Source organism: Cytobacillus oceanisediminis (assembly GCF_007830235.1).
GTDB lineage: Bacteria > Bacillota > Bacilli > Bacillales > Cytobacillaceae > Cytobacillus > Cytobacillus oceanisediminis.
This window is the reverse complement of sequence record NZ_VLKI01000005.1, coordinates 243,108-258,713: the sequence shown is the minus strand read 5'-3', so window position 1 is coordinate 258,713 and position 15,606 is coordinate 243,108. Positions and strand designations below refer to the sequence as shown.

Genomic DNA, 15,606 nt, shown 5'->3' with positions numbered 1-15,606 from the left:
TAAATATTGTCTATTGCTTCGGTACAACCTGGCAAACCGTAAAACGGTCTTCGCTTATTAAATCACCGGCTGCATTTTCCACATCATCAAGAGTAATGCTTTCAAGTGTTGGCACAACATCAAATAAATCCATTTCATTAAAAGCATATCGTGTAAATTGATTGGCAATATATTCAGGCGAGTTCACAGCACGCAGGAAAGCCCCAATTTTCTTCTTTTTCGTCCTGTCCAGCGTTTCCTGAGAGATTGCCCCTTTTTCCCTGGAGTCCAATAGCATTTTTTTCAGGACTTCTGCCAATTTGTCAGGCTCATTTGTATCCCCGCCAACCATGGCAAAACCGAATCCTTGTTCCTGGGTATAATCAAAAGAGAAGGTATCATCAATTAAGCCTTCGTTATAAAGAGAACTGTAATGATCGGAGCTTTTGCCAAATAAGATATCCAGCAAAACATTTACGCTGAGCTCGATCTTCAGCATTTCCTTGCCTGTTTGATTCACGTTTTTGCTCTTCACTCCAACCAGGCATTTGGATGTCTGGACATTCATTTCCAGAACTTTTTTCTTCTCAGCAGCTTCCATCGGCTCTTCTTCAAACTGGCGGTTGATTTCCGGCTGTTCCTTGTAATCCTTCTTATTCTGGTTATCCCTCACCAAATTCATGACTTGTTCCGGCTCAACAGGACCGACAATGAACAGCAGCATGTTGCTCGGATGATAAAAAGTCTCATAGCACTCATACAGCATATCCTTTGTGATATGTGAAATGGATTCAATAGTTCCAGCAATATCAATTTTCACCGGATGGTTTTTATACATATTTTCAATCAAGCCAAAATATAAGCGCCAATCCGGGTTGTCATCATACATCGTTATTTCCTGTCCGATAATGCCTTTTTCTTTCTCCACAGTTTTTTCTGTAAAATAAGGTTCCTGGACAAAATCGATCAGTGTCTCTAGGTTTTTTTCCACATTGGACGTGCTGGAGAATAAATAGGCTGTTCTCGTAAAAGATGTAAAGGCATTAGCGGATGCACCCTGCTTGCTGAACTGCTGGAACACATCCCCATCTTCTTTTTCAAAGAGCTTATGCTCCAAAAAGTGGGCGATGCCATCAGGGACCTTAACGTATTCATCTTTGCCCGGCGGCAAGAAATGGTTGTCGATTGAACCATATTTTGTAGTAAAAGTAGCGTATGTTTTATTGAATCCTTTTTTCGGCAGAATGTACACATCCAGGCCATTGCCAAGCTTTTCATAGTACATTTCTTCCTGAAGCTGTTCAAACGTGATTTTTTCCATTACTTGCCCGCCTCCTTTCCAGTTAAGAAATACACTGTATCTAAATGGACTTTCTTTGCAACTTCTGCAATTTCTTCACTCTTAACCTTATCCATTTCATCCATCCAAGTTTGAAGTGTAATGTCTTTTCCGGATACGACATTATGGTAAAGCACTTCAACAATTCCACGGGCCGTATCTACCGTTTCAAGAAGCTGATTTTTAATAACAGCTTTAGTCTGCTCAATTTCCTGATCGGTAAAGTCGCCGTTTTTCATTGCTTCCAATTGTTCTTTAATAATATTTACGGCCTGATCATAATTGCTGTTATCGATTCCGGACATAACCATCATCAAGCCTTTATGGCTTTCAAGACGGCTTGCTACATAATAGGCAAGACTTGCTTTTTCACGAACATTCAAGAAAAGCTTGGAATGTGAAAAGCCGCCGAAAATCCCATTAAAAACCTGGAGGGCGTAGTAATCAGGATCACCGTACACCACATTTGTACGGTAGCCGATATTTAATTTCCCTTGTTTTACATCCTGTTCTTCCCTGACTTCGTTTACACGCTCCTTGCCATTATCTGTTCCAGATGGCAAAGACTGCGGTGTTCTTTCTTCAAAGGATAAAAGTTCTCCTGCAAACGTTTCTGCATCTGCTTCGTTAACGTCGCCTATTACATACAAATCGAGCTCATCCTGCGAAAGTGCATTTTGATAATATTGATAAAGGCTTTCTGGAGTGATTTGATCAACATCCTCTTTTTCCCCATGGACATGCAATGAATATGGTTCACCGTTGCACATTTCCTGTACGAGGCGAAAATTAGAATAACGCATTTTATCATCATATACAGATTGAATTCGCTGCTTTAGAGTCCTTTTCTCCTTTTCCACTGTTTCCTGGTCAAACGCGTTCCCCTGTACATTCGGCTTGGTTAAAATCTCCGATAAGAACTGGAAAGCCTTTTTCAATAAAGGGGTATTATCAGAAAGAAATTTTTCATTGGCAATTTCAACTGAAATCGTAATGACATGGTATTCCCCTTTTTTTGCCAAATCCACAAAAAGGGTTGCCCCATACAATTCATCAAGATAGGAGCGCAGCTTTCCAGTAGTAGGGTATGCGGCGCTATTGCTTTGCAGGACATGCGGCAAAAGCGACCTAAGCGTTACCGTCTCCTTATTGAGGGGAGCTTTCATTTTCCAAACCAAAGTATTGGTTTTATATTTTTCCGTTTTTACAACATGAAGATTATAGCCGTTCATTGATTTAACCGATTCAGAAATTACATCCATTTGGTTTCCTCCTGTCGAGATATTGAAGAGTCCATAGCTGTTAACCCTTTTGTGAATCAAGTACGTTCCCTATCACTATGTAAACACTTTGATGCTAATCTCTATAATCTCCTTTGTTTTAAATCATATTCTTACTATAACTTGCCCTATTTCTCTATTTCAAGTTATTGGCTAAGCTGGAAGGTATATATAATTAGAAAAATAAAAAATCCCTTCTGAAGGGATTTTAATTTCCGGAGGCGATGGTACCTATTAATGGCTGATTTTTTAAAGTTTTTCCACTCTCAAAACGCACCTGGTTTTTTCCGCTGTTTTTCGCCAGATACAAAAGCTGGTCGGCTATTTCAAGGCTTTCATTTTTTGGGCGGCTTGAATCGTAGACTGTTACTCCAAAACTCATTGTAATTTGGATATTTTCTGAAGTGAACTGCTTTTTATTTATCATTTCATATATCTGACTGAAAAAGGCTTCAAGCTTTCTTTCATCTAAGTCAGGCATCAAAAAGGCAAATTCTTCACCGCCATATCTAAAAGCTTGTCCACCGTATTTTTTCGCTGCTTCTGCAAAAATGCCGCCAATCTCTTTTAATACCTCGTTCCCTGCCAAATGGCCATATTCATCATTAATAGGTTTAAATTGATCGATATCTCCCATAACGATATAGAAAGGCTTTTTCCAATTAACAAAATATTATCACATTTAAAGCGGCAGAACACACAATAAAATCAGACAGGATTCGCCATGAATAGTGGAAACGCTTTAGAGTAATGAACTTCACCAAATAACGCCACGTACTGTGGCGAACGTTGAAGTCGGCACATCCTGTGCGACAAGCATAAGCCGAATCACGCTAGAAACCTCCCAAAGCGCGCTTTTGTCGGGCGATGTATCGCTGCCGAAGCGTTCCCTTGTCCTGATTTCTAGAGTGATTCGGCTTATAACCGTGAGCTGCTCGAAGCATCATTCTGCGAATCATGCTCCTCGCAAGATATTCAGGAAGTAAACTCAGGATAAAAACTGGCTAGGCCCTGGAGCTAGACAATTATCCAGTTTAAGAATGCAATTTTTCTTTCTAACTATTAAAAAGCCCCATTTCAAAAGAAATGAGGCTCTGCTGTTTAGCGTTTTCCTTTTATATATGGTGTACCAGAAGCCTTCGGAGCATCGGCACGTCCAATGAAGCCTGTTAAAGCTAAAATTGTTAATACATATGGTGCAATGAGAAGATACACATTCGGAATATTCTCGAGGAATGGCAAGTTTGAGCCAATAATACTTAAGCTTTGCGCAAATCCGAAGAACAATGCCGCTCCCATAACTCCTAGCGGATGCCATTTACCAAAAATCAATGCCGCCAAAGCCATAAAGCCCTGTCCGCTGATTGTAGCATGGCCGAAGTCTGAAGAAATGGACTGTGCGTAAACACCGCCTCCGATTCCAGCAAGTGCACCGGAAAGGAGAACACCGATATAGCGCATTCTTGTAACATTAATCCCCATCGTATCTGCAGCCATTGGATGCTCACCTACAGCACGCAATCTTAGTCCGAATGGTGTTTTAAACATGACAAACCAAGCAAGGAATGCCACAGCAATCGCCACAAACGATGTATAGTAAGTGTTTGAGAATAGCAGCTTTCCAATCACCGGTATGTCACTTAAAAACGGAATATCGACTTTGCTGAAACCTTTTTGAATAATATCTGTCTGGCCTTTTCCATAAATGAACTTAACAAGGAATAGCGCAGCTCCAATCGCAAACAGGTTTATCGCTACCCCGGAAACTACCTGGTCTGCCCTAAATGTTATGGAAGCAACCGCATGCATAATGGACAAAAGGGCACCGACAACCATGGCTGCAAGAAGGGCAACCCAAGGTGTCCAGTTACCAAGTACATCAACGAATGTAAGGTTAAAAACAATCGCCGTGAAAGCTCCAATAACCATCAAGCCTTCCAAACCGATATTTACGACTCCAGAGCTTTCGGAAAAGTTTCCGCCTAGTCCAGTGAAAATAAGCGGGGCAGCCCAAAGCAAAGTTGATGGAATGACAATTAATAAAATCTCCATTAAGCCCACTTACTTCACCCCCTTTTTGCTGATACGGTCAATAAAGATGCGAATCATGTAGCTTGCTGCTACGAAGAAAACAATGAGTGCAATGATAATATCTACTAATTCGTTTGGAACTCCAGCTTCAAGCGGCATATTTAATGCTCCTACCTTTAAGCTTCCAAACAGCAATGCTGCAAAAATAATACCAACCGGTCCGTTTCCGCCAAGAAGAGCAACTGCGATACCATCAAATCCAACGCCGGTAAATCCGCCTTTAATGGCTGCATAACCGAATGTCCCCAATCCTTCCATAGCTCCCGCCAGACCAGCAAAAGCGCCTGAAATAACCATTGAAAGAATAATGTTTTTGCTTACATTCATACCTGCATATTCAGAAGCATGCTGGTTAAACCCAACAGCTCTCAGTTCGTAACCCTTTGAAGTCTTTTCCAATAAGAACCACATGAAAAATACGCATGCCAAAGCAATTAAAATTCCCCAGTGAAGACGAGAGTAGTCTGTTATTCCTTCAAGAAAAACAGAACGCAATGTAGATGATTCTGCAATCATTTCTGTACGGTCACTCTTTTCTGAAAGGACAGTACGGATAATGTAGTTTGTCACATGCAAAGCAACATAGTTCATCATGATCGTAACAATTACTTCATGGACCTTGAACTTTGCTTTCAACAAGCCAGGTATAAATGCCCATAAAGCTCCAGCTGCTGCAGCTGCTAGAACAGCCAGTGGCAGATGGATGATCTTTGGAAGATCAAATGCCACCCCTACCCATACAGAGGCAAGCCAGCCTACGATTAGCTGTCCTTCCACTCCGATGTTAAATAAGCCTGTCCGGAAAGCAAATGCAACTGCCAGCCCGGCTAAAATATATGGAGTAACCTGCCTTACAACTTCACCAGTATAGTAGATTTCTCCAAAAGCACCGTTCCAAAGGGCAGTAAATGCTGCTCCGGCATTATACCCAGTTGCGATCATGATGATTGTACCGACGAGCACGCCGAGCAGAACGGCGACTAGAGGTACGATAATATTTTTCATGCGATTAGACATGGTTTTCGCCACCCGCTTCCTTCCGTTTAGAACCGGCCATCAATAAACCTAATTCTTGTTCAGTTGTTTGTTTCGGGTCTACTACTGCTACAATTTCACCCTCATAAATAACGGCAATTCGGTCGCTGACATTCATAATTTCATCCAGCTCAAACGATATGAGCAGAACTGCCTTACCATGGTCACGCTGTTCGATCAGGCGCTTATGGATATATTCAATCGCACCAACGTCCAAGCCCCGAGTCGGCTGTGCCGCGATAAGCAGGTCCGGATCGCGGTCAATTTCCCGCCCGATAATTGCCTTTTGCTGGTTACCACCCGACAACGCCCTTGCAAGCGTAAATTCGCTAGGTGTTCTCACATCAAATTCTTTAATAAGGGTCATTGCCTTACTGTAAATCTCCTTAAAATTCAGGACGCCTCTTTTTGAGAAAGGAGATTTGTAATAGGTTTGAAGTACCATATTTTCTCCAATCGGAAAATCAAGAACAAGACCATGCTTATGGCGGTCCTGAGGGATATGGCCGACCCCGGTCTCCGTCACTTTTCTTGGAGGCATATTGATAATTTCTTTCCCGTTCAATTTGATTGAACCGCTTTCAGACTTTCTCAAACCTGTTATGGCTTCAATTAATTCAGTCTGTCCATTCCCATCCACTCCGGCAATCCCGACAATTTCCCCTGCTCTTACCTGCAGGTCAAGATTTTTGATGGCGCCAAGGCCGCGGGAATCTTTCACTTTCAAATTTTTAATTTCCAGTACATCCTGCGCTGGACTTGATTCCGTTTTATCCGTTTTAAAAGTGACTTCCCTTCCTACCATCAAGCTGGCAAGTTCATTGGGATTTGTCTCGCTGACATCTACTGTCCCGATTCCGACACCTTTGCGGATGACGGTTACCCGGTCACAAACCTCCATAATTTCCTTCAATTTGTGTGTAATAAGGATAATGGACTTCCCTTCTTTAATAAGGGTCTTCATGATCTGGATAAGTTCTTTAATTTCCTGCGGTGTTAAAACAGCAGTAGGTTCATCAAAAATGAGAATCTCTGCACCGCGGTATAAGGTCTTTAATATCTCTACCCTCTGCTGCATCCCAACTGAGATATCCGAAATTTTCGCTTGAGGATCGACAGCAAGGCCATATCGCTCAGAAATCTCTCTAACTTCTTTTTCGGCCTTTTTAATATCGATTTTACCGCCTTTAGTCGTTTCTTTTCCGAGAATGATATTTTCAGTGACAGTAAACCGGTCTACTAGCATAAAGTGCTGATGAACCATCCCGATTCCCAAGTCATTTGCTACATTCGGATCAGTAATGCGAACCGGTTTGCCTTTAACCTTTATCTCACCCTTTTCTGGCTGGTATAAACCAAAAAGGACATTCATAAGTGTTGATTTGCCCGCACCATTTTCTCCAAGCAATGCGTGGATTTCACCTGGTTTCAGCTGAAGCGTGATATTATCATTTGCTACAATCCCAGGGAACTCTTTGCGAATGTTGAGCATTTCAATAACATATTCCATCTGTTTCACTCCTTGCTCAAAATAAAAGGAAAATCATTAGTAGTAAGAGGTCAGACCTTGGAAATTCTTAGAAAAACTTGGCTGTACGCCAAGCTTCCTGTGTTAAATAGTGAATGATATAGGAAATAAAATCTAAACTATTAAAACGCTAAGTGAAAAGCAGAAACCTTTCTGCGTTTCAATTAAACTTTTAATCTTTTAAAAAAAGGAATAAGAGGCCGCAGTGCACCCTGCTTATTCCTTTTCTAATTAATTATTCAGCTGAGAATGAAGCTAACTCGTCTTTTGTAGATGGAACAGTGATTTCACCGTTCTTGATCTTTTCTTGCCATTCTTGAACAGCAGCTTCGATGTCTGCTTTGTTAGTAACTTCCTCATTGATTGGAGCAAGGCCTACACCCTCTTCAGCCAATCCGTAAGTAGTTGTTTCTCCGCCAGGGAAGTTACCTTCCTGAGCTTTTGTAGAAAGATCTTTTACTGCATTGTCAACGCGCTTAAGAGCAGAAGTGATGATTACATTGTGCTCTTTGCCATCGATTTCAACTACACCTTCAGCAGTCTGGTCAGAGTCAACACCGATTGCCCAGATTTCTCTGGCTGGGTCTTTCTTCTTAAGGTCACGAGCTTCTTTGAATAGACCGTTACCAGTTCCGCCAGCAGCGTGGAAAATCACGTCAACACCAGAAGAGTACATTTTAGAAGCAATCGTTTGGCCAAGTTCAGCTTTATCGAATGCACCGGCATATTGAACTTCAACTTTGATATCAGGGTTTACCGCTTGTACACCAGCAAGGAATCCAGATTCAAAACGTTCGATAACCGGAATTTCCATACCGCCGATGAAACCAATTTTGTTAGCTTTAGTAGCATTTGCAGCAGCAACACCTGCAAGGAATGCAGCTTCTTGCTCTTTAAACATGATGCTTGCTACGTTTGGCTGGTCAACAACAGCATCAACGATTCCGAAATGAGAATCCTTTTGCTGCTGGGCGATTTCATTGATTGCACCTTCCATCAAGAATCCGATACCGAAAACAAGATCAAAATCTTGGCGTGCTAGAGTGTTAAGGTTAGTAGAGTAGTCAGCGTCTGACTGTGATTGAAGGTAGTCAAAGCCGCCTTTGCCTTTTTCAAGGCCGTTTTCTTCACCAAATGCCTGTAAACCTTCCCAAGCAGATTGGTTAAATGATTTATCATCTACACCGCCGACATCAGTTACCATCGCAACGGAGAATGCTTTTTCTTTTTCGTCTCCGCCAGCTGCTCCTCCGCCGTTTTCTTCACTTTTGCCGCAAGCACCTAAAAGTGTTCCAGCTGCAAGTACTAAAGATAGCGCCAATCCAAATTTACGCTTTTTCAAGGTTGGTACCCCCTAAGAATTTGTTTTTGCATTAGCGGAATGAATGATTGCGTTTACATGCTCCATAAAAATTTTATATTCGTTTTCTGAGAACATGGAAACTGAACTTATCAGCTCTGAAATAGTTGACAGAATAAAGAATCGGCATATCCGCTTCATCGAAGTGCATCTGCTTTAAAACAAGCAGTGCAGTCTCAGGGTCACATTCCAGGATAGGGGAAATCTTCTCGTGATAGCCAATTGGCTCGATTTGGGCTACTGCGTATGTGATTTTCCGGTTTGCTTCTTCTTCAAGCATGTTGAAGATGGATTCTTGTTCATGCGAGAAAGTATCTGGAAGAATATTCTCCGGAACCTTGTCCACGCAATATACTACCGGTTCACCATTGGCCGTTCTTACCCTCTCAATCACGGCTATTTCCTGATCCAATGAACATGAAAAGCGGCGGATATCGTCTTCAGTCGGACCCATTGTCACTGAGCTTAAGAAAATGGTTCCTGGCTTCATGCCTGCCTGCAAAATCATATTCGTCACACTATTAAGCTGTTCAATACCTGATGTAAATAGCGGCTTTGCATTTACAAAGGTCCCTACCCCATGGCGGCGGATAATCACGTTTTCTTCTTCAAGAATACGCAATGCCTCCCGGAGTGTAGCTCTGCTAACACCAAGTTGTTTGGCAAGATCAAATTCGGATGGAAGCTTCTCTTTTTCTTTATAAACTCCATCTTCAATGTCTTGCTTTAATCGATCGATGACTTGCAAATATAAATGCCGGTTATCTGACTTAATAGACATGCAGGGTTCCTCCAACCTAAGTTCTCAAGACATCAGACCTCTGATGTTCAATCATTCCTACTAATCGAAAATACTATAACACTTTTTACCCAATAAAGAAATAGAATTTCATGAATTTGTCGAAAAAAGCTGAAAAGAAAAAAATTGTTATAATTCCCTTATGTATCAATCCTTCTTTTCTGGTATAATACCTATTTGAAAACGGTTACATCGGATCTTTTTAGCAAAACAATGTAAAAACTAATGGTCGAGGAAACAAGGAATTTCCGTGGGATGGAAGTACCATACCTCTTTCCATTTTTGAAAACGTTTTAAATAGTATGGCATAATTTTATGCCACATTTTATTTTCACTCTTATCCCCCGCCCAGAAACAAAATTGCAAATAGAAAAATGGCCGTCCAAGGACTGGCCATTTTTAATTATGTTATCCTATTTAACTTTATGAACTTGCTTCTTCAGAAGGCTTGCCTTGCAGAACGGCTCTAGGCTTGCTTCCTTCATAAGGGCCGACAATGCCTCTTGCTTCCATTTCGTCAATCAGTCTTGCCGCCCTGGTATAACCAATCCTAAATCTCCTCTGAAGCATGGAGACGGAAGCTGTTTGCATTTCCAGAATGAGTTCAACCGCTTCGTTATACAGGTCATCATCCACTTCTCCGGTTGCTTCAGGAATATCCTCTGGAATCATTTCTTCCTGGTATTGGGCTTTTTGCTGACCAATGACAAAATCGACTATTTCTTCAACCTCTTCATCTGATAAAAAGGCACCCTGGACGCGGACTGGCTTGGAGGCACCAACTGGCAGGAAGAGCATATCCCCTCTGCCCAAAAGCTTTTCGGCCCCGCCCATATCCAAAATAGTTCTTGAATCGGTCATTGAAGAAACAGCAAATGCAATCCTTGAAGGGATATTCGCTTTAATTACACCTGTGATAACGTCTACTGACGGACGCTGGGTCGCTATAATTAAATGGATTCCTGCTGCACGCGCCATTTGCGCCAGGCGAGTGATTGCGTCCTCGACATCTGACGAAGCGACCATCATTAAGTCTGCAAGCTCGTCCACTATGACAACGATATACGGAAGAAGCGGCTGCTGAGCTTCCTCCTCGGCATTATGCCTTTTCACATACTCATTGTAGCCTTCAATATTTCTTGTGCCGGTATGGGAGAAAAGCTCATACCGCCTTTCCATTTCACTGACAACCTTCTGCAAAGCCTGTGCCGCTTTCTTTGGATTTGTCACAACTGGCGCAAGCAAATGGGGCACCCCGTTATATACATTTAATTCAACCATTTTGGGGTCAATCATCATTAATTTTACTTCATGCGGTTTCGCCCTCATCAGTATGCTTGTGATGATTCCGTTTATGCACACACTTTTACCGCTTCCTGTTGCACCGGCAACAAGCAAATGGGGCATTTTATTCAATTCAGCAAGTACAGCTTCACCTGTAATATCACGGCCCAGCCCAATCAGCAGCTTGGAGTCTGGCTTGTCATTTTGTTTGGATTCAATAACTTCCCTTAAGGAAACCATGGCTACTTCCGAGTTCGGCACCTCAATTCCGATTGCAGATTTTCCCGGAATAGGAGCTTCGATCCGGATATCCTTGGCTGCAAGCGCAAGTGCCAAATCATCGTTAAGACTGACAATCTTGCTTACTTTTACACCTACGTCAGGATGGACTTCATACTTCGTTACAGCTGGCCCTAAATGAACCTGGGTCACTCTCGCCTTTACACCAAAGCTTTGAAAAGTTCTCTCAAGCTTTGCTGCATTGGCATGTATAAGTTCATATTCACCGCTTTGATCCGTTTGCCTTGGCAATTTAAGAAGTCTGATTGGAGGAAGCTCGTAATCCTTATTCTCCACTTCAGTAAACGTAATCGGCGGTGCATTTTCCTCATCTTGTTCAGGGTTCCCTGTATTTTCAACCGGCTGCGGGTCAGCAGTCCCCTGAGGTTCCTCCTGATAAGCCCTTTCAGCAAAGCTTGAAATAATCGGCTCCGGAAGCGGTTCAGCAGCTGTTTCGGAGGAATTGTTAATCGTAATAACCGTCTCTGTTTCTTCTTCATCCTGAGCTTGTGACTGTTCCTCTTCTCTTCGGGCGCGCCTCTCTTCCCGCTTTTCTCTGCGGTTTTGCGCCCATTCTTTCATATCATAAACAAAAGCCGCCCATTGTTTTTTGCAGAAATTTACGATCGCAGCCATCATCTTCCCTGCAGCATCTCCAAATGTTTTTCCTGTTAGCAGGACAAATCCAATAATAATTAATAAAAAGGCAACGATCTTTGATCCAGCTTCATCAAATAGATAATAAAAAAGCGCAAAAAGGATTGCCCCAATCATTCCGCCGCCCAGATCAGTCGTGCTCGTTTCGCCTCCCACTTCCATTCTGAACAGTTCCCATGTATTGGCTATTACGCTTGGATCATCAAACTTTCCGCCATTTGAAAGAAGCTGGAATAGCGTAACGTGGCTTAATAACAGCAGGGAGCTAATGATTAAATACGTACCGATTAGTTTAGTATGAAATAAAAAGGGAAGAGTCCTCTTCCACATAAGATACCCTGCAAAAATTACTAGCCCTATAAGGCTGAGCATGTACCATTCTCCCATAAAAAAACGGAAAAATAGAACGGTCGATTTGCCGACTGCCCCCAGCTTAGCCATTGAAATAACTGCAAGCGCCAATAAGACCAGCGCAATCAGTTCAAATTTCATCGTTTGTTTTAAGGTTTCTTTTTTTCTAGATTTTCTTCTCTTTTTTTTGGCCATTTTATCACCTTATCATTTTTCTTATTAACAGCATCATCCAAATTCAATTATGTAATACATTCCTGCTTTGCCAGCTATGAAAGAAGAAGCAGCCATTTTTTGGCTGCTTCTATAGTTACTTATATTATAGCACAATGCTTCTTGAGAAGGTGATGTTAAAAATTTAAAAAGGTCTTATCAGGATAGCTGGGAAAGAGTGATCATGGATCCCGGCGTGTATCTTTCATCCATATAGTGGGATGGGTCACTGCTCATTACCCGTAAGATTCGGCATTCCTGCCCTGCATTCATTTCTACAAGAAGCGGGATTCCTTCGTAAGACACAATCTTCTGTTTGCCAAAATCATCATTCTCAGTTTGATAAATCAGTTCCTGCGGCATCATTGTATACAAGATCATTGGACAATCACTTCTTCTTTTTGCTTATTTATTTCAATTAATTCATTTAACTTTGCGAGTGCTGGCCCTACACCGCCAACTTCATCAATCAAGCCGTATTCAACTGCATCCCTTCCAACAACATTCGTTCCAATATCGCGTGTAAGGTTGCCTTTGTCAAACATAAGGTCTTTAAATTTCTGTTCGGAAACATTTGAATGCTTGGTTACAAAATTAATGACCCTGTCCTGCATTTTATCCATATATTCAAAGGTTTGGGGAACCCCAATCACAAGGCCAGTCAGCCTGATTGGGTGAATGGTCATCGTTGCTGTTTCAGCTATAAACGAATAGTCACATGACACAGCAATAGGCACACCAATAGAATGGCCTCCCCCAAGGACAATGGAGACTGTTGGCTTGGATAAGGAAGCAAGCATTTCTGAAATGGCCAGCCCTGCTTCCACATCTCCCCCCACAGTATTCAAGATAACAAGCAGACCTTCAATTTTTGGGTTTTGCTCAATCGCCACAATTTGAGGAATTAAATGCTCATATTTTGTGGTTTTATTTTGCGGAGGGAGCTGTAGATGCCCCTCGATTTGCCCAACAATTGTTAAGCAATGGATCTTGGAATCCTGTGACAGCTGCGGGACATTCGTTTGGCCAAGCTGCTGGATTTTCTCCATCAGGCCTGACGGCTTATCCTCTTTAGGCTGTTCTTGCCCTTCTCCGCTCTCAGTACCGTTATTTTTTATATCGTTTTCCATCCTTATTTCTCCCTTCAAGCAATATATTGTTAGTATGAACACTGGATAGTTTTTCATGCGTGATATTGTTTGAGGAAGATTCAAAAGGAGAAAGAACAAGTTAATCTAAAAGGCTGTTTTCGCAATCATTGTTGCTTTTTAAAAGTAATGAGAAGTGGTTGATTTCCGCTCCAGGATGCTCCCTTTCCGCGGGGCGGGCGGTGAGCCTCCTCGGCGCGCCGCACCTGTGGGGTCTCACCTGTCCCGCTCCTCCCGCAGGACTTTAAATAAGCATCCTCGAATAATCACCGCACGAAGGAAATGCGAATGCATTTTCGAGGATCTCGCACCTTTAGCTCCAATCAACCAACCTCGTTTATCTCAATGAACTTATTCAAAAACAACAATCTTTTAGAAAAGAGCCATCTAAAAAAACAGCCTGGCATTCCCAGGCTGCTTATTAGGCATTTACCCTTCCATAAGGATTGGCAGGATCATCGGCCTTCGTTTGGTTTTTTCATAAAGATATTGATTCAGGCTGTCTCGCATATCCTGTTTTATACCAGACCAGTCAAACGATTCTCGGGCCAAATTCTGCTCGACCGCTTCTTTGACTATTTTGGCTGATTCTTCAAGAAGCTTTTCTGATTCCCTTACATAAACAAACCCTCTTGTAATGATTTCAGGGCCAGCGGAAATCTTCTTTTCCCTCTTATTCAAGGTGACCACAACCAATAAAATTCCATCCTGTGAGAGGAGCTTCCGGTCTCTTAATACGATATTTCCAACATCGCCTACTCCAATTCCATCAATCAGGACATTTCCGGAAGGGATTTTTCCGCCGGATACGATTTTGCCGTTTTTGATTTCAGCTACATCGCCTTTATCTGGGATAAAAATTTGCTCATTGGATAATCCGCACTCCTTAGCAATGCCAGCGTGGGCTTTTAGCATACGGTATTCACCATGCACCGGGATAAAGAATTTCGGATTCATCAGATTGATCATAAATTTAAGTTCTTCATGGCTTCCATGGCTAGAGGTATTAAAAGTACCCTTGCCTGAAATCACTTCAGCACCAGCTCTGAATAACATGTCAACCGTTTTGAAAATAAAGACTTCCGTTCCTCTTAATGGAGATGCGGCAAGCAGGACCGTATCGCCTTTTTTAATATTGACCTGCCTATGGGACTGCTTCGCCATTTTTTGAAGAGCTTCAATTGGTTCCCCCTGGGATCCAGTCGTGAGTACAGTGATTTCATTGTCCGGATATTTTCCACTTTCCGAAACGGGGATGATTAAGTCCTCCCCAACTTGCAGATACCCCAATTGAAGTGCTATATCATAGATTTTTTGAAGGCTTCTTCCGACAACCGCCACTTTTCTGCCGGTTTCCATGGCAGCATCAAAAATATGCTGGATGCGAATCAGGTCGGAAGCAAAGGAAGCAGCAATTACCCTTCCTTTTGCAGCATAAAAGGCAGCTGTCATTTCTCTAGCTACTTTAGCTTCTGAATTTGTATATCCTGGCTTTTCTGCTTCAGTACTGTCGGATAGAAGGCAAAGTACACCCTCTTCGCCTAGTCGTGCCATTTTTCCTATTTCAGGCTTATACAGTGAAGCTGCTGCTTGATCAAACTTAAAATCGCCTGTATATACAATAGCTCCCTCTGAAGTATGGATGGCAACTCCCACACTGTCTGGAATGCTGTGACTAGTCCTAAAAAAGGTTACTTCCGCTGAATCGAACTGAAGCTTTGAATCCGAATCAATTTCAATAAACTGGGCCTTGCCTTTGTATTCCTGTTCCTTCAGTTTTGCTTTCGCAAGAGCAAGCGTCAACTTTGTCCCATAAACAGGTACATTGACCTTAGCCAAAATATAAGAAAGGCCACCGATGTGGTCCTCGTGTCCATGTGTTAAAAAGATTCCCTGTACCCTTTCTTTATTTTGGACTAAATATGTAATATCCGGTATAACAATGTCAATTCCGAGCATTTCATTTTCAGGGAACATTAATCCGGCGTCGACAACGTAAATGTCTTCGTCTACCTCTGCCAAATACATATTTTTTCCTAGTTCTCCGACTCCTCCAAGTGCTGTTACCTTGATGCTTTCATTCTGTCTCTTTTTCAATGTACGTTTCCTCCCATGCATGTTCAGCCGATCAAGATCAGTTATCCATATTATACTTGAAGTCCTAAAACCATGACAACCAAATTTATACATAGGATAAGCGCTGCCATTACTGGAAATGCTCAGTGCACTTTGGATATAGGTCGCACAGCTGATATAACGGCAG

General features: G+C 42.1%; 11 protein-coding genes and 1 pseudogene. All 12 read right to left on the bottom strand.

Translation table 11 applies throughout. The features are described 5' to 3' along the window. Positions 1-10: 10 nt before the first annotated feature. Positions 11-1,300 (bottom strand): EF-P 5-aminopentanol modification-associated protein YfmH, encoded by a 1,290-nt coding sequence (yfmH, locus tag IQ19_RS11515; protein WP_144542558.1) that lies wholly within the window; start codon positions 1,298-1,300, stop codon positions 11-13. Continuing rightward, the gene (gene yfmF / locus IQ19_RS11510) at positions 1,300-2,580 is read right to left on the bottom strand and encodes an EF-P 5-aminopentanol modification-associated protein YfmF (RefSeq protein WP_144542557.1); all 1,281 of its coding nucleotides are present in this window, start codon (positions 2,578-2,580) and stop codon (positions 1,300-1,302) included. The genes yfmH and yfmF overlap by 1 nt, the downstream gene beginning before the upstream one ends. A 226-nt stretch (positions 2,581-2,806) precedes the next feature. Beyond that, positions 2,807-3,244 (bottom strand): annotated as a pseudogene (locus tag IQ19_RS11505) (GGDEF domain-containing protein); the annotation flags it as partial. A gap of 455 nt (positions 3,245-3,699) precedes the next feature. Next, positions 3,700-4,650 carry an ABC transporter permease gene (locus IQ19_RS11500; RefSeq protein WP_394137213.1) on the bottom strand — a complete coding sequence of 317 codons (951 nt, stop codon included), beginning with the start codon at positions 4,648-4,650 and terminating at the stop codon, positions 3,700-3,702. A 9-nt stretch (positions 4,651-4,659) separates the two neighbouring features. Continuing rightward, on the bottom strand, positions 4,660-5,706 hold the full coding sequence (locus IQ19_RS11495) for an ABC transporter permease (protein ID WP_144542554.1): 1,047 nt from the start codon (positions 5,704-5,706) through the stop codon (positions 4,660-4,662). Beyond that, positions 5,699-7,234: an ABC transporter ATP-binding protein gene (locus IQ19_RS11490; RefSeq protein WP_144542553.1), complete on the bottom strand. Its 1,536-nt coding sequence runs from the start codon at positions 7,232-7,234 to the stop codon at positions 5,699-5,701. The genes IQ19_RS11495 and IQ19_RS11490 overlap by 8 nt, the downstream gene beginning before the upstream one ends. 253 nt (positions 7,235-7,487) lie before the next feature. Then, complete coding sequence (locus tag IQ19_RS11485) at positions 7,488-8,594, bottom strand: BMP family lipoprotein (RefSeq protein ID WP_144542552.1); 1,107 nt, start codon at positions 8,592-8,594, stop codon at positions 7,488-7,490. Positions 8,595-8,667: 73 nt separating this feature from the next. After that, entirely contained in the window at positions 8,668-9,393 is a 726-nt protein-coding gene (locus IQ19_RS11480) for a GntR family transcriptional regulator (RefSeq protein WP_144542551.1), read from the bottom strand. A 441-nt stretch (positions 9,394-9,834) separates the two neighbouring features. Then, the gene (locus tag IQ19_RS11475) at positions 9,835-12,177 is read right to left on the bottom strand and encodes a DNA translocase FtsK (protein WP_144542550.1); all 2,343 of its coding nucleotides are present in this window, start codon (positions 12,175-12,177) and stop codon (positions 9,835-9,837) included. 177 nt (positions 12,178-12,354) lie between these two features. Next, on the bottom strand, positions 12,355-12,576 hold the full coding sequence (locus tag IQ19_RS11470; RefSeq protein WP_144542549.1) for a YlzJ-like family protein: 222 nt from the start codon (positions 12,574-12,576) through the stop codon (positions 12,355-12,357). Beyond that, positions 12,573-13,325, bottom strand: a complete 753-nt coding sequence (locus tag IQ19_RS11465; RefSeq protein WP_144542548.1) for a ClpP family protease — start codon at positions 13,323-13,325, stop codon at positions 12,573-12,575. Before IQ19_RS11465 ends, IQ19_RS11470 begins: the two co-directional genes overlap by 4 nt. A gap of 447 nt (positions 13,326-13,772) precedes the next feature. Beyond that, the gene (locus tag IQ19_RS11460; RefSeq protein ID WP_144542547.1) at positions 13,773-15,440 is read right to left on the bottom strand and encodes a ribonuclease J; all 1,668 of its coding nucleotides are present in this window, start codon (positions 15,438-15,440) and stop codon (positions 13,773-13,775) included. Positions 15,441-15,606 lie beyond the last annotated feature (166 nt).

Excerpts from the sequence above, each read along its gene's own strand:
- yfmH (WP_144542558.1), bottom strand. The coding sequence starts at position 1,300 with ATGGAAAAAATCACGTTTGAACAGCTTCAGGAAGAAATGTACTATGAA.
- yfmF (WP_144542557.1), bottom strand. The coding sequence starts at position 2,580 with ATGGATGTAATTTCTGAATCGGTTAAATCAATGAACGGCTATAATCTT.
- IQ19_RS11500 (WP_394137213.1), bottom strand. The coding sequence starts at position 4,650 with ATGGAGATTTTATTAATTGTCATTCCATCAACTTTGCTTTGGGCTGCC.
- IQ19_RS11495 (WP_144542554.1), bottom strand. The coding sequence starts at position 5,706 with ATGTCTAATCGCATGAAAAATATTATCGTACCTCTAGTCGCCGTTCTG.
- IQ19_RS11490 (WP_144542553.1), bottom strand. The coding sequence starts at position 7,234 with ATGGAATATGTTATTGAAATGCTCAACATTCGCAAAGAGTTCCCTGGG.
- IQ19_RS11480 (WP_144542551.1), bottom strand. The coding sequence starts at position 9,393 with ATGTCTATTAAGTCAGATAACCGGCATTTATATTTGCAAGTCATCGAT.
- IQ19_RS11475 (WP_144542550.1), bottom strand. The coding sequence starts at position 12,177 with ATGGCCAAAAAAAAGAGAAGAAAATCTAGAAAAAAAGAAACCTTAAAA.
- IQ19_RS11470 (WP_144542549.1), bottom strand. The coding sequence starts at position 12,576 with ATGATCTTGTATACAATGATGCCGCAGGAACTGATTTATCAAACTGAG.
- IQ19_RS11465 (WP_144542548.1), bottom strand. The coding sequence starts at position 13,325 with ATGGAAAACGATATAAAAAATAACGGTACTGAGAGCGGAGAAGGGCAA.